Source organism: Tessaracoccus sp. MC1627 (genome assembly GCF_014164725.1).
GTDB lineage: Bacteria > Actinomycetota > Actinomycetes > Propionibacteriales > Propionibacteriaceae > Arachnia.
The window spans coordinates 296,101-316,448 of record NZ_JACJGA010000004.1 but is presented as its reverse complement, the minus strand read 5'-3'; the positions used below and the strand labels follow the sequence as shown (position 1 = coordinate 316,448).

Below are 20,348 nucleotides of genomic sequence, written 5' to 3'. Positions count from 1 at the left end.
CTGGATATGGACGTCAAGTACACGCACCAGATGTAGTGGTGCCACCTCATCCCGCCCGGCACGTCCTCGCCGGAGACAGCATTGTTCAGCACACTCCTAGCGCCAGCCGCCTGCGTGTCGGGTTAGGCCGACTTGTCCGCGTGATCTAAACTCGCCTTGCGACTGAGAGTTTCTCAGGATCTTCCCCAACCGTCGGAGTGCCGCGTGATCACGTTCGAGGACGTCACCAAGTTCTACCCAGGGCAGGACAGGGCTGCCCTGCGCAACATCAACCTCGAGGTAGGCCGGGGCGAGTTCGTGTTCCTCGTCGGGCAGTCCGGCTCCGGCAAGACCACATTCATCCGTCTGATCCTGCGGGAGTACCGGCCCACCAAGGGCACTCTCTATGTGGCCGGCAAGAATCTCACCACGATGAACCAGTGGAAGGTGCCCGCGCTACGGCGCCAGATCGGGACCGTGTTCCAGGACTTCCGGCTGCTTCCGGGCAAGACGGTCTACGAGAACGTCGCGTTCGCACTGCAGGTGATCGGGAAGCCCGCCCGGGAGATCCGCAGCATCGTGCCAGACACCCTTGAGTTGGTGGGGTTGGCCGGCAAGGCTGACCGGCCCTCCGAGGAACTCTCCGGTGGTGAGCAGCAGCGTGTCGCGATCGCCAGGGCTTTCGTGAACCGGCCCAAGATCCTCATCGCCGACGAGCCCACGGGCAATCTCGATCCCGAGACGTCGGTGGGCATCATGAAGCTCCTCGACCGGATCAACAAGGCCGACACCACCGTGATCATGGCCACCCACGACTCGTCCATCGTCGATCAGATGCGCCGCCGGGTCCTTGAGTTGCGCGACGGTGAGCTCGTGCGTGACCAGGCCAAGGGCGTCTACGGTTCGGCCTAGGCAGGAGAGACAATGCGGCATTCACTACGGGAAACCTGGTCCGGGCTCAAGCGCAACCTGGCGATGACCATCGCGGTCATCGTGACAATGGGCGTCTCGCTGTCCCTTCTCGGCGCTGGCGTGTTGACCTCGATGGAGGTGGACCTGGCCAAGCGGAGCCTCTACGACAAGATCGAGATCTCCGTGTTCCTCTGCACCGAGAACACGCAGGGCGGCCGGTGCGAGCCGGGCAAGGGCACCACAGAGGCACAGCGGGAGGAGATTCGTGCCACGCTCGAGGCCAACCCTGAGGTCGGCGCTGTGGTCTACGAGTCCAAGGAGGCCGCGTTCGAGGAGTTCCAGGAGGTCTTCAAGGACTCGCCCGTGGTAGCGTCGCGCACCGCAGAAGACATGCAGGACTCCTTCCGGGTCAGCCTGGTCAACCCGGAGAACTACGCCGGTGTGGTTAGCGAGGCGCAGGGACTTCAGGGCGTGCAGAACGTACAGGATCTCCACACCGTGCTGGAGCCGATGTTCAAGTGGCTCGGCGCCCTCCAATGGGGAACCATCACCATGAGCGTGCTTCTGTTGTTGGCCGCTTCCCTGCAGATCGCCAACACCATCCGGATGGCGGCGTTCACCCGACGGCGCGAGATCGGGATCATGCGCCTTGTCGGGGCATCCAACCTCTACATCCTGCTGCCTTTTCTCTTGGAGTCGTTGGTGGCAGGAGTGATCGGGATCATCCTGGCTGCCGGAGCGTTGACGCTGGGCTACTGGGTGGTCATTGTGCAGAACGCGCAAACCTCAATCACGGCTTTACCCTGGATTGGCTGGGGTGACCTGGTCACTGCCATTCTTGCCATCGCGGCTGTGGGAATAGCCTTGTCTGTCATTCCCACGCTGTTGGCCACCAGAAAGTACCTGCGCGTTTAGCAGCCCAAAGGAGGGACCAGCGTGACCCGGGAACTTCCCGACCTGCCCCACGTCCGACGCCCATTCACCAGGATCACGCGCGGTTTCGCAGCCGCGGTTCTCGCACTGGCGCTCACCGCATCAATGGCGATGCACTCGGCCGCAGACGAGCTCGATGATCGCCAGGCGCAGCTTCGCCAGCAGATGGCAGAGCAGGCCTCTGTCGTGGAGGACGCCAACGCCCAGCTGGCCTCGGCGGTCCAGGCCCACGATGCTGCACGCAGTGAGCTGGCCTACGCCGAGGCGCAGCTGGCCGAGGCCGAGGCCGCCGAGCGTGCCGCCGCGGAGCTGGACCAGCAGCGCGCAGCCGAACTGAGTGAGGCGGAGGCCGAGCTGGCCCAGGCCAAGGCAGATGTGGCGGCCGCCGTGGCCGCTCTGGAAGCGGTCAACGGCAGGCTGAACGAGGAGATCCTCGTCACGACTCAGACGAGCCACGGCCTCCTCAATCTGGCGATGCTGTTCTCCGACGTAACGGTCGCCAACCTCAACCAGCGCGCCCAACTCGCTGAGACACTGTTCGATTCGTCGGCTCTTGAGCTGGACGAGCTCGAGATGCGCAAGCTGATGCTTGAGGATGCTCAGGCGGCCGCCGACGCCGCTGAGAAGGCAGCGCAGGCCGCGCGGGAGGCCGCCGCGGATCAATTGGCGGCAAGCAAGGCCGCGGCCGAGGCCGCAGCCTCACTGCGCGCACAGGTGGCACGCCTGGTGGCTCAGACGAGCGCCGCGGAGGACAACGCCACCTCCCAGCTTGCTGCGGAGGAGAGGCGACAGGCGGCGCTCGCCCAGGAGAACGCTGCTGTGGAGCAGCGGATCAAGGACCGGATAGCCGCGCAGAAGGCCGCCGCGGAGAAGGCAGCACGGGAGGCCGCCGCGAAGGCGGCGGCCGACAAGGCAGCTCGTGAGGCGGCCGCCCGTGAAGCGGCGGCTAAGCAACAGGCAGCGTCGCGCAGTGCGACCAAGACCACGGCACCCGCCCCCGCCGCAGCCCCGGCACCGGCGCCCGCGAAGACCAGCACCTCCACCGGGTCCGGGTTCATGTTCCCGGTGGCCGCCCGCATCACGTCGAGTTACGGGATGCGGCTGCATCCCGTGCTCGGATACTGGAAGCTGCACGACGGCACAGACTTCGGCGCCTCGTGCGGCACCCCCATCCGCGCCGCTGCCTCCGGGGTGGTCTCGGAGCGCTACTACAACGCCGGCTACGGTAACCGCCTGATGATCGATCACGGGCGGGTGGACGGATACTACGTGACCACCGGGTACAACCACGCGTCGCGCTACATCGTCGGCGTGGGCCAGCGGGTCTCGCGTGGACAGGTGATCGGCTACATCGGCAGCACCGGATACTCCACCGGTTGCCACCTCCACCTCATGGTCTGGCAGAACGGTTCGGTGGTCAATCCGATGGCCCGGTGGTTCGGCTGACCCGTGCCATACTGGTCGAATGCCCAGGGAGATCGGGCGCAAGCTGATTGCGCAGAACAAGAAGGCTCGGCACGATTACCACATCGGTGACGTGTTCGAGGCCGGCCTGGTGCTGACCGGCACCGAGGTCAAGACGCTGCGCGCCGGCCGTGCCACCCTCCTCGATGCGTACGCCACCGTCGATGACAACGGCGAGGCCTGGCTGATCAACGCACACATCCCCGAGTACGAATTCGGCACGTGGCGCAACCACTCGGCGCGGCGGACCCGCAAACTGTTGCTGCACCGCAAGGAGATCGCCAAGATCTCTCGAGAACTCGACGGGTCCGGGAAGACTCTTGTTCCGCTGTCCATCTACTTCAACGACGGGTACGCCAAGGTGGAGATCGCCATCGGCACCGGCAAGAAGGACTGGGACAAGAGGCACACCCTCGCCGAGCGTGACGCCAAGCGTGAGGCCGAGCGGGCGCTGGCCAGCAGGAACCGGTACAACCGGGGGTGAGTCGGGGTCCGGTCAGGGGCCTTCCGGGTGTGCTGAACCCCCACTGGGCACCACACTTGATCCCATGACCGCTTACCCCCAGCACCCCACCACCCACGTCACTGAGGCGGCCCGGGACCGTGCCATCGCCCACCTGCAGGCGTGCTACGCGCAGGGTCAGCTCAACGAGACGGATCTCGACCGGCGGCTCGATCAGGCGTTGGGTGCTCGGGACCGGGCGGAGCTCAACCGATCCCTGGCGGGGCTGGCCCGCATCGCGCCTGCGGCGCTCCGCGCTCCCGCACCTGGAATTCCGGCCCCAGCCGACAACGTCGGTGCCGGGCTTGCGCAACTGTCCGGCCTCTTCACCTCGTTCGTCGGCCCCGCCGTCGTCAAGGCCGTGGCCACGCCGGGCTCGCGGGTGTGGTGGGAGGCGGCGAGGGCACTGAGCCTGCAGGTGACCATGATGGTGGCAGGATTCGCCGCCCTGGTGATCGGCCTGGTCCTCGGGTTCGAGGGCCTGATGGGCCTGGTGTGGCTGGCCTGGTTCGCCGCCACCCTCGCCGCGAGCGTCCGCGCGTTCAACGGGCAGTCCGGCACCGGCCGGTTCGAGAAGGTCCTGTTGGCCCGTCCCCAGCCGCCGCGTGGTCAGCTTCAGCAGACGCGCTATCATGGGTGAGTACAACTCAACAGGGGGGTGACTGGTTTCGACTTGGGACGGTAGTTCCAGGGGAAGCGGGTCGAGGATCCATGCTTATCTCGTAAACGATGCATGGAAACCAATAAGTGCCGAAAACAAGAGCACTCACTTCGTTCTCGCTGCCTGATCAGCGACCGAAGGGTCAGCCCGGACGTGCCTTCCGTCCGGTTCCTGGCCTCATCTAGAAGGCTTGCTGAGCTTCCTGTGTGTCAGGGGTAGCTCGGGACTTTACTGCCACTGGGCTCGTTTGCGACATGCTGACGTGAGTGCAAGAGCCGAGTAAAACGCCTTGTCAGCTGCACCCGGAGAAGCCCTGGTTCATCTCTCGAGGACGCGGGTTCAATTCCCGCCACCTCCACCCCCTGGGGCCGTCAGTTCGCTGACGGCCCCTTTTCCCTTGTAAGAAGCGTTTACACGAGGGTCCTCTTGCAAGGAGGGCACAAATGGGCAGACTTAGCCCGTCTCGGGAAACAGCGAACTCGAGCACGCCGGGGGCTTAGGCCATGTACTCGATGTTGAGGAAGTTGCCGTCCGGGTCCTCGAACCACACGGCCTTCCCCTGATCGCCTAACGAGGCGACCCCGTCCTCCCACGTGCCATCCGGCAGGTCGAATGTCAGGAACGTCACCCCCTGTGCGCGCAGCGCCGCCACTTCGGCGTCGAAGGCCGACGACGGTACCTGGAACGACATGTAGGTCGCCTTGTTCGTCCCCGCGAAGGTCGACGGGTAAACCAGGAAGGCGCTGGCCCCCGCGGTGTCCAGCGCGCCCTCAGGGACGTCGTCCTGGGGTGTCAACTGGAGCACCCCTTCATAGAACGCCCTAGCCTGTTCCAGATCAGAAACCGCCAGGGTCGGTATCGGCGTGTCTCGAGGAGGACAACCGATGACTGGCGCCGCCCGTCGGGTGCAGCGCACCTACCTGACCCTGACCCTCCTCACCACGCTGTCGGCGTCGTTCATCTGGGGTGTGAACACCCTCCTTCTCCTGGACGCCGGCCTCGACAACACGCAGGCCTTCCTTGCCAATGCCGCATTCACCCTCGGGATGGTCATCTTCGAGATCCCCACCGGGGTGTTCGCCGACACCCGCGGGCGCCGTGTCTCGTTCCTGCTTGGCGCTGTCACCCTGCTGGCCTCGACTGGGGCCTACTTCGTCATGTGGCAGGTGAGGGCGCCGCTGTTGGGGTGGGTGGTGGCTTCGATGCTCATCGGCCTGGGGTCCACCTTCTTCTCGGGCGCCACCGAGGCTTGGCTCGTTGACGCCCTGGGGGCGGCCGGCATGACCGAAGGGCTGGACGCGGTATTCGGTCGGGCGCAGGCGGTCTCAGGGGTGGGGATGCTCGCTGGGTCTGTGCTAGGTGGGGTGCTGGCCCAGGCCACGGACCTCGGGGCTCCTTATTTGGCCCGTGCGGCTTTGCTGGGGGTGACGCTCGTGGTGGCTTGGGTGGCCATGCGCGATGTGGGGTTCACGCCGGACGCGGCTGCACGGCCGCTGGCCGCCGTCCGGGCGGTGCTGGTCGGGTCGGTTGACGGCGGGCTGCGAAACCCCCCGGTGCGGTGGCTGATGCTGGCCGCCGTGTTCACTTCCGGGACCGGTCTCTACGTCTTCTATGCCCTGCAGCCCTTTCTTCTGGAGCTCGCCGGCGACCCCGGCGCCTACAGCATCGCGGGGCTCGCCGCCGCCCTCGTCGCCGCCGGCCAGATTGCAGGTGGCCTGCTCGCCGGGCCGGCCCGCCGGTGGATCCGCTACCCCTGGAACGCCCTCGTGCTGGGCGCGGTCGCGAACGTGGCGCTACTGGTGGGCATCGGCCTCGTCCGGTCTCTGGTACCGGCAATGGCGCTCGTCGCCGGATGGGCGCTCGTCACGGGCTTGACCGTCCCGATCAGGCAGTCGCTCGTGAACGGCCTGATCCCGTCGGGTCAACGAGCCACCGTGCTGTCCTTCGACTCGCTCATGGGGTCCGCGGGCGGCGTGGTCGCCCAGCCCGCACTCGGCCGGGTCGCCGACATGGCCGGTTACCCAGCGTCCTACCTTGTCTCGGCCGCGATCGCCGCAGGAGCGATTCCCTTCACCCTCCTGGCCAGGCGCTCAGCAAGCCGTTGACTGGTCCGGACTACTGGTGCGAGCCGGCATCTGTTTCGTGGCGTGCCAATTGAATGATACGAGCGGAGGGATCCTCTCCGCGTCAGGCGACCATCCCATCTCCGCTCAGCCCGCGTGGTGGAACCGTGCACGTCGACGGCTCGGAATGTTCGACACCACGGGAGCGAGATGTTCGGGCGTCGGAGGGAAGTGCGCCCCTATGCGCGGGGGAAGAACAGCCCTAGGCTTGCTGAAGCAGCGGCTGTCGTCATCGGCCTGCCGCGCGAAAGAGGAGCACTGTCATGCCACTTCGTTCTCCCCGCTTCGCCGGAGACCCGATCCTCGAAGCGTGTTATGCCGGCAACCACCGAATGTTCTTCGGGCAGACCGGCCCGGCTGTGGCCGCCGTCCAGCGGGCGTTGATCGACCTGGGATACCCGATCCCCAGCGGTGCCACCGGCAACTACTTCCAGGAGACCAGTGACGCCGTCGTGATGTTCAAGCGGGCTCATCTGCTCCAGCCCGACGACCCCGTTGTCGGCAAGGGCACGATGACGGCACTGGACAACGACATTGTCGTGTTTGACGCGGCGGTACCTCCGCCCCCGCCGCCCCCGCCGCCGCCTCCGCCCCCACCGCCGCCCCCACCCCCCGTCGTGCGGGACGCGGACGGCAACAGACTCGTCGCGGGAGGCGTCTGGAGCGGCTCGGCCACAGTCTCCCAACTCGGCGGGATGTCCATGCACTTCCAAGTGCACAACCTGAACCTGCTCGGGGCGTCGGTGAAGATCCACGCGGACAGGACGAACGAGACCAAGAGCGTCCTGCTTCCTCCCCTGGGTTCGGCCGACATCACGTTCCAGCAGTTCGCTGCCGAACCCATGGGCTGGACGTTCTCGATCTCGACCGACAGCGATGCCTTCACGGTGACGTGGCAACTGTTCTCCAGTTTCCCCGAGTGACGAGGGCAGATATGACGCTGCCTGGTAGTGCGGCGCGTGCGCTTGTGGTCAATCTTCAACCGTTCGGCGCGCGCACGAACCTCCGCCTGGGGGAACGGGCGTGAACGGCTAGCGCGGATCCGTGGGGGCGGCTACGTCGAACCGCAATGTCCGGGCGGGCGGTGAGGTGAGGGGGCGTCGCTGACGCTGGATCCACAGGTGCGGTTCGCCAACCGCGTCACGGACGAGCACCCAGCGCCGTTCCACCTCCAGACCGTCCAGGGGAATGACCGATTCCACCAGTCGCCGCCGATCCCCGGTGAGGACGGCGGCCTTGGCGTCCCCGACCGAAACGGCTGGGAAGCGCGACAGGTCGACGAGCCGACGCTGGACGAGTTCGCGGGGTTGCCCCGGCTCGGACATCGTGTACGGGATCCAATGGGACTCTGTCCCCACCCCCGGGACGTAGTCGTAGGCCTGGCCCGCGGTCTGGTCGGACGGCCGGGGCGGGATGAGCGCGCCGCCGCCCTCCGGGGACGTGGGCGACGTGGCCCGCCCGTCCAGGCGACGCTCCACGGCCCACACGAGGTTCGACTCATCGTCCACACCGAACTGGACCCGCTCCACCACCTGCCCCTCAAGGGGACGGTCGACCGTCTGCACGAGGACCAGGTCGCCGGACTCCAGGTTGCGGGTGTGGAACAACCCCCAAGGCAGGACGCCGCCCGCCAGCCACGAGTCCGGCACCGGGACGGCATCGACCGGCGGGTGGAGTCCGTGGGGCCCCGAATGCACCCCATCCGGATTTCGCTCGGCCATGTAGACGTCCCCGAACGAGTCGGTCACGGTGAACCGGACGATGCGCAGAATCCGACCCGTGGGTGTAGGGATGGGGACGTCGAACCACTCGTCGCGGTGCGAGGCGTAGAGGGCGAGCATGATCTGGGTCGCTGTGTGGACGGCGTCCGGCGCCATGGCCGCGAGGTCCGCCTGGGCGTCCTCGATCTCCCACACGCCGCGTCGGGGCATCCCTGGGTACTCGAGCCTGGCTGGGACCACCCTCCTGAGGATCCCGTCCGGCTCGGCGGGAGGCAGATCAGCGGGGACGTCGGCGTCCACGGAGTACCAGTCGAGACGTCCCCCACGGTGACGGCGGAGGTGGAGCCGCACACCGTCCGCGAGGAACGCGTCGTCGCGCTCGTAGATGAGCTCGTCCTCGACCCAGGCCGGCTGCGGGTCGGGTGGGACCTCGGGCAGGATGCCCGGCGCGACGACCAGACCTCCCTTCAACATCTTCAACCCGTCCCAGGCCGGATCCACGAGGTCGTACGGTGGCGGGGGGTCGGCGATGACCCATCGCGGGTCGACCCCCAGCCCGAGGTTGGCCGCGATGACGGCGCCCAGCCGGAGTCGGCGTCCGATCGTCCACCAGTCGTCGATCTCCGACTCGACGAGGACCTCGGGTGGGACGACCTGCAGCGCCTGCCCCGAGTCGGTGTGGACGATGGCGCGCGCGGTGGTGACGGCCTCGACCTTCACCGGCGTGCTGGCGTTCTCGCCCTGGAACTCACCCAGCTGCCACTGCCTGGTGAGGAACCACACCGGGTCATGGACGGTTCCTCTGGTCGCGTCTGCGATCCCGGGAACCGGCAGCGGCTCCAGACGGTCGGCGAAGAAGGTCGGCATGGCTACTCCTGACCTAGCGGGCGTTGAGGTGGGCGTCGGGGTCGAGGACGGACACCGGCTCGTCCTGCGGAATCCATGTGGTGCGGAGCAGCCCTCCGACCTCGACGAGGTCGGGCATTCGGGCGCCGCGGGCGACGACGAGTTCGCGCAGCTCAGCCAGCATGACGGCGACGTCGTCGTCGGTGAGGGGCTCGTCGGCGTTCGGGGGCACGGCGAGCAGGATCGCCTGCGGTGCCCTGGCCCCCGGGGCATTGAACCCGAAGGCGGCGTGGGTGTCGCGCTGCGGCAGAGGCACAATTTCGGAGTACGAATCGACGAGTCCGACGGCGACCCTTGCCCCTGACAGGGCGTCGACCTCCCCGAAGGCGGCGACGAACGGTTCGAGCCGGTACCCGAACGGGGTCCGCGTGGCGGTGTCCGCCGCGCCGGCGGCGATGTCGGACCGGCGCCACGGGTCGGGGTGGCTCGCCCAGGCGAGCAGCGGATCCACCTGTCGGGAGCGGGCGTCCAGCTGGTGGGCCTCGACTCGAGCGAGGGCCGATCGGACGGGGGCGAGCATCGTCAACCACTCGTCCTCGAAGGTGGATGCTGCGGGATGGAGAGGGGCGAGTCCGGTCAGGACGTCCCTGTCCCAGCTGGTGAGGATCGGCAGGTTCCCCTGCGGTGCGACCAGGGACGACAACGCCCTGGCCAGTCCCGCCACCCCCTCGGGGACACCGGCGCGCCGGAGCTCCCGGGCGTCAAGGGGTGAAGCATGGGCGTCCGCGCTCGGGACATTCCAGGGCGCCGGTGCCGCGGCGAGCCGAGCCTCCAGGCCGGCCGCCATCGCGACCGCGAGCTCCTCCAGAGCAGTGGCCGCCGGCGGCAGTGGTGCACCGACCATCACACCAGCCCAGGTCGCCGAGTCGGCCGGTGTGGTGCCCGGGGGAACTCCCCACAGCGCGCCGCGGCGGACCGCCGCCCGCTGCTCGGCCTCGGTGGCGCCGACGGCGTCCCGCAGCTGGGCGACGGTCCGGACCAGATCGTCGTGGACGGCGCCGTAGCGGCTGACGAGCTCGGCGTAGACGGCAGGGGCGACCGTGCCGGCACCGTCGGCGGCGAGGTCCTGCTCGCTGGCAGGGGCTCCCAGGAGGGCGCACAGCCGCCCCGACCGTGTCACTTCGGGCGGATCGGTCACGACGGCAGCCGGGGCCCCGGCGGCGATCCTGATGAGGCGCTCGTGGTCTTCGGGTGGGACCTCTGGAGTGGGCCAGCCCAGCGTGGTGGCGTCGAAGACCCCCACCACAGCGTCGAGACGATCGCGGACCGTCCACACTGTGGGGGCCGACGAGGGAACGGGCCGAAGCGTGGCACCGTCTGGGACGTGCCCGGCGAAGTACCGCCCCAGGACCTCGGCCACGAGTTCGGGCTCGGTGCGCCCGGCCAGGTCGCGCGGGGCGAGCCCGAGGCCGGCCGGCGTCGCCATCCCGTCCAGGACGTCGCCGACCCACACTTCCCACGTCCGGTTGTCATCGGCGACGAGGTGGACCTGGAAGTCCTCGTCTCCGTCTCCACCAGCCGCATGACGGCCGATCCCCGCCCCGCGCACACCTGCGGCGGTGGCCGCCAGGAGCCGCAGTTGGTCCGGCGACAGCACGAGCGTGTCAACGGGCGTCAGCCCCAGCTGCGCCAGGGTCACCGACGTCGCGGCGCCGTCCTCGAACCGCACCGACCAGGTCCAGTCCGTCCCGAGCTGGGACGCCAGGAAGCCGGCCACCGACGGCTCGGCGAGTCGGGCGCCGCCCTCGCCGGGAGCGGCGACCCGCAACCGAACCACCGAGAGCACGGTGCTCCGCAGCTCCCGCCCCGGGGCGGGGGTGCGTGGGAACTCGGGCACCGCCGCGGCCGCGGATCCTGACGCCCCGCGGAGTGCGGCCGACGCCTTCGCCGGCCGTCCGGACGCCCCATGCAACGCCCCGTCGAGGAGGGCGATGTCGCCCAGGGCGTCCAGACCGGCTCGGACCTCGGCCAGCTCGCGAACCTGGACGCCCGACAACACCAGCCCGGGGACGACGTCAGGGTCCGCGAGCAGCTCGGCCAGGGCCAGCAACCCCTGGCACGTCTGACGCGGGTCGGGCCGTTCGGGGTACATGGGGAAGGTGAGCCGCAGCAGCGCGGCCGTATCGTAGGGCGAAGGTGCCTGCGAGGTCACGATTCGCTCGACCTCCCGCCCCACGATCTCGTACGGGTGGTGCCCGTCGCGAATGTCGTCCACGTACCCGGTCGCGAACCGGACTGCCGCCCCGGTCAGCGCGAGCCCGGACGGGACCTCGCCGCGCTCGTTGAGCGCCCCGGTGCGCAGATTCTCGCGGAAGTCGTCGCGGACAAGCGTCGCGACCAGGGTTTGCGCCTGGGATGGGGTGTGGAGGAGCCCTGAATCTGTGGGTCCGGGCAGCCCGTCGAAGGGGCCGCATACCCAGCCGTAGGCTCCGAGCCGCCGGGGGTTGGCCTCGTCGCTCGAGGCTGTCCGGAGACGCTTCCACGCCACGGCGGTGATCCAGGGGTCGACCCGCGTGGAGACCGTGTCGAGGACAGCGCCCAATGCGCGCTCGAGGCGGGACACCACGTCCGGCGCGGCCGTGGACCGCCGGTACTCGGGATAGGAGATGTCCCCCTGCGGGGACGCGAAGCGCGTCCAGCCGTCCGGTTCCGTCGGCCAACTGCCGGGCTTACGCCAGTCGTAGGTGTCGTCGCCCGGGTCGAGCAGCAGGGCCACCTGGAGCGCGGCCAGCACGGGGCCCTCACCGCCGAACCCGGGCCCCAGCGCGTCCAGCAGGTCGCGCCCGTCAGGGTCGGCGAGCCAGGCGTTTCGAGTGAGGCAGGCCTGCAGCAGCAGCCGGACGATCATGGAGTCGGGAACCACTCCCAGCGGACGCTCGCCGGGGGCGTCCCGGCCCGCGTCGATATAGAGCTCGCGCGGGTCGAACAGCTGCCCGAGGGTCAGCGGCGCGTTTCCGTGCGGGGTGACGAGAGTCCACCCTCGGGCGAGGGCGACCTCGACCAGTGCGGGAAGCGGGACCCTGGACGCGAGGTCGCGCCATCCCCAGTAGGTCCAGTGTGACGGCCGGACGAGCTGCAGGCCGACGGAGTTCACACCGAAGGACATCTCGACGAACGGGTCGGCGACCTGATCGGGGAGCCCGAACAGCCCCAATTGGGCGTCGCGGAGGTCCCACGGCCCACCCATCCCGAGCCACGGTGCCACCAACGACCGCGGGGCGCTGCGCCTGCTCCCGAACTCCCTTGACGAGCCGCCACGCAGCAGCAGGTCGGCGTAGCGGGCCACATCGGCGCCGTGGGTGCTGCCATCGGCCCGCCCGGTGGCGTGGAGCCTTCGGCGCAGGGTCGCGGCGCAGGCCACGAGCGTTTCCAGCCCCGCAGCGGCCAGGTCGGCCTCCTCGGCGGCCGTCTTCCAGGTGTCCAGGCGGGTGATCGGGAGCAGGGCGTACGGTTCGTCGCCAACCCGCAGCGTCGGCAGCGGTCCCTCGGGGTTCACGTTCTCCAGAGCCCACCGGGTGAGAGTCGCGACGGTCGGAGGGGTGAGGTCCCATTCGTCGTGGGCGAACGAGCCCCAGAGCACCGGCCACAGGGCGTGCAGAAGCAGCGGCGCCAGGCCCGTTTCGGGCGGTATCACGGCCCGGGCCTCGGCGAGGGCGTCCACGTCGTGGGCGTCGACTAGCTCGCGCAGGCTCTGCGGGACGTCGAGGTCGCCGAGCGATCGCTCCCGGCCGATGGGACGGGCGGGGCCGGCGACCGGACGTCCGGTCAGAAACCTCCTCAGCACGTCGTCCAGGCCGGTCGTGGCGCCGGCCACCCGACGCATCAGCACCTGCCAGTGGGCCTCGACGTCGGCCGCTCCGTCCGGGACGGGGGCGCCCTGCGGGTCGGCGCTGCTCGTCGCGGTGGGGTGGCCGTCCACGCTATGGGTGGCGGACCCGATCACGACCTCGGCCAGGGCCCCCGAGTGGACGTGGTGCTCGAAGAGGACGTCGGGCGTCTCGTCTCCGATCCCCCACACGGTCACGCCGCCGAGGGTGCCGGGCTCCGATCCGTCCGGAAGGTCGAAGATGCCGCCGAGGCCCACCTCGCGGGCCCGCTCCCAATTGGCGACCCAATGGTCGAAGAAGGCGTCCGGGGAGGACAGGTCGGGCAGGTCGACGAGGGCGGGGATGGTCGCGTCGGGGTCTTCGGGCAGGCTCCCGACGCGCTGGAGGGCTTCGGCCCCGTCCGCGCCGTAGGTCCACACCCCGACCTGCAGCCGTGCGGGCAGACCTCGCACCCGGGACGGGTGGTCGGCGGTGTCGTCGGGAGGAAGGGCGATGAAGCGCCCGTCCGCGACGTGGCAGGGGACGGCCATCGCCAACCAGCACGCTCTGGCCCCGCCGACCGCCCCCGCGAGCCCGGCGAAGGCCGCCCGATGGGCGTCGGTCCCGAACCAGTCTGGGGTGAGGGGTTCGGTCGACGCGAGGGCGGTCCGGAAGGCGGCGACGGCCCGCAGTTCCTCGTCGCCAACATGGTCGGTGTGGCCGTCGACCGACACGGGTTGGGGGATCACCCGGAGCCGGAGCCGCCACCAGGGGACCTCGTCGGGCGGGAGGAAGGTGGTCTCCAGCTGGAGGGGCAGCAGGACCCCGATCTCGTCGGTCATTGCGGGTCCAATCCCATGGCTTCAAGGGCCTGGCCGTCGAGGGCCACCCGGGTATGCGGATCGAGGAGAGCCTCGGCCACCTGGGCGGCCGACGCCTGCGCGTGTGACAGGTCGTTGCGGAACCGCTGCTCGGACGGGGGCTCGTCCAGGACGAGGAAGTACCCGTCGAGGTCCTCGGGCGGAATGTCGAACAGGAAGAACACCTGGTCGGGCCCGATCGTCCCGGAGAAGACGGGCGGGATGTGGGCCCGGGTCGCCGTCCACTGCTCGAAGGTCGTCCCGGGCGGCTGAACAAGCTGAGGCGGCTCCATCAGGACGAGGTCGTTGAGCTCGTCGTCACCCAGCCGGTTCTGCAGGTACACCAGCGTGCGCGGGTAGCGGCGGAAGAGCGGGGTCGTGAACAGGAGGACCAGCCGTTCTGGCGGTCCCGGGGTCGCACCGGTGGGGGTGCGGTGGGTACCTAACGCCGACCCGTCCGGCCAGTCTTCGATGGGTGCCACGTCGGGGATGCGGACGCCGGTGCGCTCGTCGGTCGGGGCGAAGAACATCCGCAACGGGGTGCCCCACCGGTCCACCTGCAGCCCCCGCCAGCGAACCTCGGACAGGAACTGGCTGTTGAGGCCCACGAGGAAGGCATCGATGAAGACCGGGTTCGTCCGCAGGGCGATGATCGTGTGGCGGGGGACCGACGCCGCCCCCGGCAGCAGCCAGTCGGGTTCGTAGCGTCGCAGCAGTGTCCACGTGGGGAAATCCAGCCCCAGCGGGTAGCGCGGTGGGGCGAGCCGGCCCCGCAGGGAGTCAGGCAGCTGGGCATCAAGGCTCCGCCGCGCCGGCGGGTCGTCCGAGCGTGGATCCACGGCCCGTGAGACGGCATTGCCAAGGCCTGGCAGGGGGACCGGCACCCGGTCGTGTGGGGCGGGGATCCGCAGCAGGGCGACGAGGCGGGAGCACTCCGACTCGGGATGGACCTGAGGTTCTCCCGCACAGGTGGGCAGGAGGCAGCACAGGACGGCCGTCTGGACCTGTCCGTAGATGAGGTCAGTTGCGTGGGGCGTCGTCAGGGTCCGGGCGAGGAGGTCGTCCCACGTCCCGGTGCCGGCGAACTCGGCGGCCCACAGCCACACCCGCTCCCCGCATTCGCCCGTCAGCTCGCCAAGCCCGGCCGCGGCACGGTCCTGCAGCCGGGGCAGTTCGTCCTGGATGAACTCTCTCTGCCACTCGTCGATCCGCCGCGGATCCTCCAGGCCGATGAAGGCCCCGATGCGGTGCAAGTAGCGGCTGCGGCCGGCGAGGGCAGCCCGGCGGAGCTTCGCGAGCGCCGTCCACAACTCCACGTACAGCCGCTCACCGTCGGGGACGAGGGCCTCCCACAGCCTCGCGGCCGACGGGTCGGGCCCGGAATCCGGTCCCGAGGCCGCGGCCTGGAGCAGGTCGGTCGCCGACGCGACGGGGGTCTTGTCCAGACGGGAGGTACGGGTGAGGAGTCGTTGGCCGGCCCCGGTGAGCAGGGCCCGGTCCAAGGTGCGTTCGGGGGTGGACACGGCGTCGGCCACCGTCTGGACCCCGGTGTCGGTGGGCAGCCGTGTGGTCATCGGAGCGAGGATCTGCAGTCGGGCCACCGGATCCGACGGCAGGGACCTCGCCCACAGCGAACCCGAGGTGGCCAGACCGGAGGCCGTTCGGGCGATGAGCCCGGCGGCATCGGCGAGTGACCCGGACTGGGCGACCGCCGCCTGCATGAGCTCGTCCTGCGCTTCCACTCCCGTCCACTGACCGGTGCCGGCGTGGATCCGGACCCGTGCGTCGGCGCGCAACTGCTCGACCCACCCGGCCGCTGTGGTTGGAGAGGGAACCCACGGACGTCCGTAGGCGGGCGGACCCAGGAGGTCCGGGGCGCCTGCGGAGGCCAGGACGGCGTTGGCGACATCCCTGGCGAGGTCGGCCTCCCCGTCCACCGCTGGCTGAACCGCCTGGAGGGACTGCAGGGCTCCGCGTACCTCAAGCGGCCCGATGGGGATGTCGGCGGCGCGGTAGGTGAGGGACGCCTTGCCGAGGTCAGCGGCGGGGGGGATCCGCAACTGGGCAGCCAAGGTCTCGAAGTCCCCGCCCTCGCCGGTGGCGAACGTCCACCAGGACAGGGCAGGGAGCGGACGTCCGCCGTTGTCGACGACACCTCCGGCCCACAAAGGCGTGCCACGCGGGGTGAACGTCGGGACGAGCACGGCGATGTATGTCGTCAGCGGCAGCAGCCGGCGCAACGACAGCAGCCGGGAGAACCGGTCGGGCGCCGGAGTTCCGAGATCGTCGTTGGTCTCGCTGTCGGGGGATTGGACATGGGCCCACCGCCACGACGTCGTGAGGTCGTAGTCGGCGAGCACCGAGGAGGACAGGGTCACCGTCGTTCCCGAGATTCTCACCTCGTCCGGGGTGCCGACAACCAGCGCCAGCCACGGGCGCAGGGTGTCGCCCTCGGCCCGGCGGGGCGTGTAGCGCCACGGCAGGTCAGGTGCGTGGAAGTCCACATGGGTGCACTTGGTCGTCTCCTCGTCGCGGACCCCCGGCGCGGGTGCCCGGTGCCGGATCGCGCGTTCGGTGAGCCGCGCGACATCGGAAGCGTTCCGGAACCCGAAGGCGATGTCCGCGCCGGCCGGTTGGGCCGGAACGGCCGAGTCCGTGAGGGTCACCTGGAGGGTGCGTCCCAACCGTCCGTCCTGTTCGGTGGACTGATGGACGAGCCTCGGTCGGCGCCAGCTGCTGAACCGGGCCATCACAGCACCCCCTCCAGGGAGACCGACGGGGTGGACGTGGGCACGGCGAACGATCCGGTCGCCCTTGCCGCGAGGAAGGCGTCCGCAGCGTGCTGGGCGCCGCCGACCGGGGTAGTCCAGCGTTCTGCTGTGAGGACGATGTCGGTGGGCCGGGCCATGACGGCGGCCCCACGGTCGCGTTCGAGGATCGATTGCACGAGTCCCGCATGGACGCTCCTGAGTGTGGCCGAGAAGTCGAGGATGACGAAGCGGCGCCGGGGGAGGCGCAGCAGGTTGAGCCCGGGCGAGCAGGGGGCCGTCGTCGCGGACGTCGCGTGGGCCTGGGCTACCTCGAGGCTGAATCCGGACCGTCCGCGGGAGAAGGTCGGTGCCGACAGGGCCTCAGCGTCCGACAGGTTCGTGTACGTACCGACCGCGAACTCGTCCTCCTCGACTCCGATGGCCAGCGGGGCGGCGCCCGGCTCCGCGCAGGCCACGCCCAACGTCCGTCCGGACCCCAGTGGGACCCCTTCCGCCTTGTGGAGGACGCGGTCGAGGGGAATTCGGTGCTGTTCCCAGATCACCCGACCGACGGGGATGATGGTCGGGGACGCGCCAGCGAACACCACGTCCGGATCGTCGCCGTCCCCCCGCAGGTTCTCGGGGGTGCTGATCTCGCCGGCGAGGTGTTGGGCGAGGTTCGAGATGGCGGGCAGCGACTCCGGCGGTCGGCTGTCGAGGGTGATGGTGACGTTCTTGCTGATCCGGACGATCACCTTCACGCTCGCCTCGGCCCGCAGGACGAGCGGTCCCGGGCCGCTGAGCTCTCCGCGGACCCGGATGCTGGCGAATTCCCACCCGGCGAAGGTGGCCGACATCCCGGCGTCGATGCGAGCGGTGAACCGGAAGGGTCGGAACTGGATCAGGGCGTCGAACCCGAACCACCCGTGGACCCTGATCGGGCCGAGCCTGATGCCGGCCTCCGTCCTCGTCCCGAACTGGACCGTGTTGGACGTGACCGCGTAGTACATCTCCTGGGTGAACCACACGATCCCGAGGTCCACCCCTGCCCCCGCCCGGGGGATCTGAGGGACGGCCAGCCCGCCGGGCGCGAACTGGGGGTGGAAGCCACCCACGCTGAACAGGAAGTACGGGTTGGGGCCGAACCCGATGCGCAAGGCGAGCCCACCTGTGATCCGCAGGATGCCGAGGATATGGGAGTTCACCAGGGCGCCGTCGAAGAAGATCAGGGACGCCGTCGCGTCGATCCCCCCGATGAAGTCCATCCGAAGGTAGACGAGGGCGAAGTCCTCCGAGCCGACGACGAGGCGCGCGGACCCGGCGACGAAGATCTTGCGCGGGCCGGGGAGTTCGATGAACACCCCCACATCAAGGGTGAACAGGTACAGCCAATTGAGCTGCAGGGTGGGGCCGATAATGAAGGTGCCACGCTCGTCAGGGAACAGAGTCCTCAACTCGCCCAGGATTCTGGGGGCATTGCGGGTCGGGTCGTCGGTGAACAGGACGTCACCAGCGGTGCCGCTGACGAGCTTTTCACGCAGCTTGTCGGTGTCGGCTCGACGATGGATCCCGATCAGGCCGCCGATTCCGGACACGGCGAAGCCGAAGCCGATCTGGATCCCGGGAGGGGGCAGGCGGATACCGATGACGGCCACGAAGGACACCGGCCCGCCGGGCAGTTCTTTGTAGATCCCGAACGCGAACGCGCCGATGCCGAGGATCTTCAAGGTCAGCGCGCCCCCGAACTCGCCTGGGCCGAGCTTCCCGACGAACCCACCGCCACTGACCGGTCCCGCGTCGAGGGACAGTCCGATCCCCGTCGGCTCCAGCACCCCCGCGTTGCCGGACATCCACCTACCCAGCCACATCCCGGCCCCGGTGACCGTCGCCTTGAGGGGTCCGATCTCGGCGCGGGCGTCGAACCGGAACAGGGTGCGGAAGAACAGGCCGGAGGGGCTGATCGCCACCTCAAGTCGGGTGAGCATGTCGTCGAGCCACAGTCCCAGCCCGGGTCCGCCGAGAGCGAAGCCGAGGTGGGTGGGGATGTCGATACCGATCCCGTCCGTCCCGGCTCCCTGAACCCCGACGCCCTGAAGGTAGGGCAGGGAGAAGTCCGAGGAGAAGGTGATCGAGCCGGGCAGGGCGAGCCCGGCCGCCAGCGGCTTGAGAAGGTCGGTGCCCACGCCCAGGCGGAGGCCGTCGAGCTTGGTGACAAGTGCGAAGAGGGGGACGGCGGCCGTCGGGTCGGACGGTCTGGCGGCGACCGTGAGGCCGAGGCGGATGTCCCTGACCGCGACGAAGGTGCCGCCACGGCGTCCGAGGAGGAAGGCGTCGTCGTCGGCCTTCCTGGCCTTGCTCAGGAAGAACCCGACCTGGGCGTCCGGACGCACCGCGGGGGACACATCGAAGCCGCCGCCCGTGACGACGATCCGTGCACTCACCGTTGCGTCCCCACGGACGTCGCCAGTCAGGACCCAGCCGACGGGCAGCGCCACCCGGGCGCTGCGGACGAGGTTGGACGAGGCATCCAGACGCAGCTCAAGTCCGGCCAGGCCCGCCGCCGGCGGGTCGGGACGCAGGACGGCCAGGCGTGGGGCGACCGTCGGGAACCCCCCTGGTTGCTCCTTGAGCTGCTGGAGCCACTCGACGAGGGTGCCGGCCTGCAGGCGGGTGAGCAGCTCCTGCCCGAGCGGGACCGCGATCGGCGAGTTGATGAGTTCCACGAGGTCGTCCAGAGACACCCCATCACCCACAGGCAGGGACAGGAAGCCGGCCCGGGCGTACTCCCGGGCGACGAGTTCGACCGGCGAGGCGAGAAGCAACAGCATGAGCGCCTGGACCGCCTTCGCGTCCTTCACCGAGGGGACCCGGTTCAGCAGCGTCGTGATCGCCTGGCTGCCCGGGTCTCGGGTGAAGGCGCGCAACGCGTCCCAGTTGATGGTGAACGACCGCGGGGACGCGTCCGGGTTCCAGGTGACGCCCATGACGCCGGCCAGGGCAAGAGTCTCGGCGACCCGCGGGAGGTGGACCTGCAGAACGCGGATGACCAAGGTCTCCCTGGCTGTCACATTGCCGGTGATGGAGTGGAAGGTCGCCAACCAACGCTCCAGGCCCTCGCCCGACGGCTCCAGGTCGAGTTCGGTAAGGCGCTCCAGGTCCGCTGCGATGTCGGTGAGCACCGTCGGCAGCGGCGGCTTGCTGGGATCGCCTCCCACGGATGAACGGATGAGAGACGCTAGCGTGCTGAGGATGTCCATGCGAACCCCTCGGGTTCAAGAGCCTGGTATGCGGAGCTGTTAAAGCACTGAGGCCGTGCGAGCGGGCGCGCAGTGGCGAACCGGGAGGTCCCTCGTCTGTCCTGTTGGAGGGCAGACGTCAGTCAATCGCGCGGGGCCGAACTTCCCTCAGGGCCCCGGATCCTCAGCCGAGGATGGGTCATCCTAACCCGGCCCAGTCAGTGCCACAAGAGTGATAGGCAAGTCCCTGTGCGTCCCTCAAGCCGCGGTCTCGCTCAGCTCCGGAAGGGCGGGCACGGCTCTGCGCGTCGTAGCCAGAAGCATGCCGGACGCCAAGGCTGCGCCCAGTCGTCTCGAAAGAGTGGTGTGCATGGCTCAGTCCAGGATGGAGTGGGCCCACAGGTTGAGCGCCCCCACATCTGGCGTGGCGTGTCTTACGGGGGAGTGGTGTCAGACCCCGGCGCTCCAGAGGAGAAATTGTGCAGATTCCCATAC

The 20,348-nt window shown here is 69.3% G+C and carries 12 protein-coding genes and 1 other RNA gene; 8 read left to right on the top strand and 5 right to left on the bottom strand.

Features of this window, described 5'->3' with window-relative positions; all coding sequences use genetic code 11:
* Positions 1 to 204 precede the first annotated feature (204 nt).
* The 6 genes from ftsE to ssrA all read left to right on the top strand — a co-directional run bounded on the left by ftsE (position 205) and on the right by ssrA (position 4,812).
* Entirely contained in the window at positions 205 to 891 is a 687-nt protein-coding gene (gene ftsE, locus H5399_RS10005) for a cell division ATP-binding protein FtsE (RefSeq protein ID WP_182782892.1), read from the top strand.
* A gap of 12 nt (positions 892 to 903) precedes the next feature.
* Complete coding sequence (gene ftsX / locus H5399_RS10000; protein ID WP_220489258.1) at positions 904 to 1,806, top strand: permease-like cell division protein FtsX; 903 nt, start codon at positions 904 to 906, stop codon at positions 1,804 to 1,806.
* 21 nt (positions 1,807 to 1,827) lie between these two features.
* Complete coding sequence (locus tag H5399_RS18545) at positions 1,828 to 3,270, top strand: M23 family metallopeptidase (RefSeq protein WP_182782891.1); 1,443 nt, start codon at positions 1,828 to 1,830, stop codon at positions 3,268 to 3,270.
* Between the two features lie 19 nt (positions 3,271 to 3,289).
* Positions 3,290 to 3,772 carry an SsrA-binding protein SmpB gene (gene smpB, locus H5399_RS09990; protein ID WP_182782890.1) on the top strand — a complete coding sequence of 161 codons (483 nt, stop codon included), beginning with the start codon at positions 3,290 to 3,292 and terminating at the stop codon, positions 3,770 to 3,772.
* A gap of 64 nt (positions 3,773 to 3,836) precedes the next feature.
* The gene (locus tag H5399_RS09985; protein ID WP_182782889.1) at positions 3,837 to 4,430 is read left to right on the top strand and encodes a DUF1707 and DUF4870 domain-containing protein; all 594 of its coding nucleotides are present in this window, start codon (positions 3,837 to 3,839) and stop codon (positions 4,428 to 4,430) included.
* A 14-nt stretch (positions 4,431 to 4,444) separates the two neighbouring features.
* Positions 4,445 to 4,812: a transfer-messenger RNA gene (gene ssrA / locus H5399_RS09980) on the top strand.
* A gap of 135 nt (positions 4,813 to 4,947) precedes the next feature.
* Here the strand turns inward: ssrA and H5399_RS09975 are convergent.
* Complete coding sequence (locus H5399_RS09975; protein WP_220490940.1) at positions 4,948 to 5,367, bottom strand: VOC family protein; 420 nt, start codon at positions 5,365 to 5,367, stop codon at positions 4,948 to 4,950.
* On the opposite strand from H5399_RS09975, the gene H5399_RS09970 reads away from it, so the two are divergent.
* Both H5399_RS09970 and H5399_RS09965 read left to right on the top strand, forming a co-directional pair.
* Complete coding sequence (locus H5399_RS09970; RefSeq protein ID WP_182782888.1) at positions 5,336 to 6,556, top strand: MFS transporter; 1,221 nt, start codon at positions 5,336 to 5,338, stop codon at positions 6,554 to 6,556. The two genes, H5399_RS09975 and H5399_RS09970, sit on opposite strands and share 32 nt — an antisense overlap.
* Positions 6,557 to 6,837: 281 nt before the next feature.
* Positions 6,838 to 7,497, top strand: a complete 660-nt coding sequence (locus H5399_RS09965; RefSeq protein WP_182782887.1) for a peptidoglycan-binding domain-containing protein — start codon at positions 6,838 to 6,840, stop codon at positions 7,495 to 7,497.
* 108 nt (positions 7,498 to 7,605) lie between these two features.
* Here the strand turns inward: H5399_RS09965 and H5399_RS09960 are convergent, their stop codons facing one another.
* The 4 genes from H5399_RS09960 to H5399_RS09945 are packed head-to-tail and all read right to left on the bottom strand — an operon-like array spanning position 7,606 to position 19,874.
* On the bottom strand, positions 7,606 to 9,162 hold the full coding sequence (locus H5399_RS09960) for a hypothetical protein (RefSeq protein WP_182782886.1): 1,557 nt from the start codon (positions 9,160 to 9,162) through the stop codon (positions 7,606 to 7,608).
* Positions 9,163 to 9,175: 13 nt separating this feature from the next.
* Positions 9,176 to 13,849 (bottom strand): hypothetical protein, encoded by a 4,674-nt coding sequence (locus tag H5399_RS09955; protein ID WP_182782885.1) that lies wholly within the window; start codon positions 13,847 to 13,849, stop codon positions 9,176 to 9,178.
* Positions 13,846 to 16,617 (bottom strand): hypothetical protein, encoded by a 2,772-nt coding sequence (locus H5399_RS09950; RefSeq protein WP_182782884.1) that lies wholly within the window; start codon positions 16,615 to 16,617, stop codon positions 13,846 to 13,848. Before H5399_RS09950 ends, H5399_RS09955 begins: the two co-directional genes overlap by 4 nt.
* Positions 16,617 to 19,874, bottom strand: coding sequence for a DUF6603 domain-containing protein (locus H5399_RS09945; RefSeq protein WP_182782883.1), 3,258 nt, complete (start codon positions 19,872 to 19,874; stop codon positions 16,617 to 16,619). Before H5399_RS09945 ends, H5399_RS09950 begins: the two co-directional genes overlap by 1 nt.
* Positions 19,875 to 20,348: the final 474 nt, after the last annotated feature.

Coding starts and splice junctions, on each gene's coding strand:
- H5399_RS09985 (WP_182782889.1), top strand. CDS start 3,837: ATGACCGCTTACCCCCAGCACCCCACCACCCACGTCACTGAGGCGGCC.
- ftsX (WP_220489258.1), top strand. CDS start 904: ATGCGGCATTCACTACGGGAAACCTGGTCCGGGCTCAAGCGCAACCTG.
- H5399_RS09965 (WP_182782887.1), top strand. CDS start 6,838: ATGCCACTTCGTTCTCCCCGCTTCGCCGGAGACCCGATCCTCGAAGCG.
- H5399_RS09955 (WP_182782885.1), bottom strand. CDS start 13,849: ATGACCGACGAGATCGGGGTCCTGCTGCCCCTCCAGCTGGAGACCACC.
- H5399_RS09960 (WP_182782886.1), bottom strand. CDS start 9,162: ATGCCGACCTTCTTCGCCGACCGTCTGGAGCCGCTGCCGGTTCCCGGG.
- H5399_RS09970 (WP_182782888.1), top strand. CDS start 5,336: ATGACTGGCGCCGCCCGTCGGGTGCAGCGCACCTACCTGACCCTGACC.
- smpB (WP_182782890.1), top strand. CDS start 3,290: ATGCCCAGGGAGATCGGGCGCAAGCTGATTGCGCAGAACAAGAAGGCT.
- H5399_RS09950 (WP_182782884.1), bottom strand. CDS start 16,617: ATGGCCCGGTTCAGCAGCTGGCGCCGACCGAGGCTCGTCCATCAGTCC.
- H5399_RS09945 (WP_182782883.1), bottom strand. CDS start 19,874: ATGGACATCCTCAGCACGCTAGCGTCTCTCATCCGTTCATCCGTGGGA.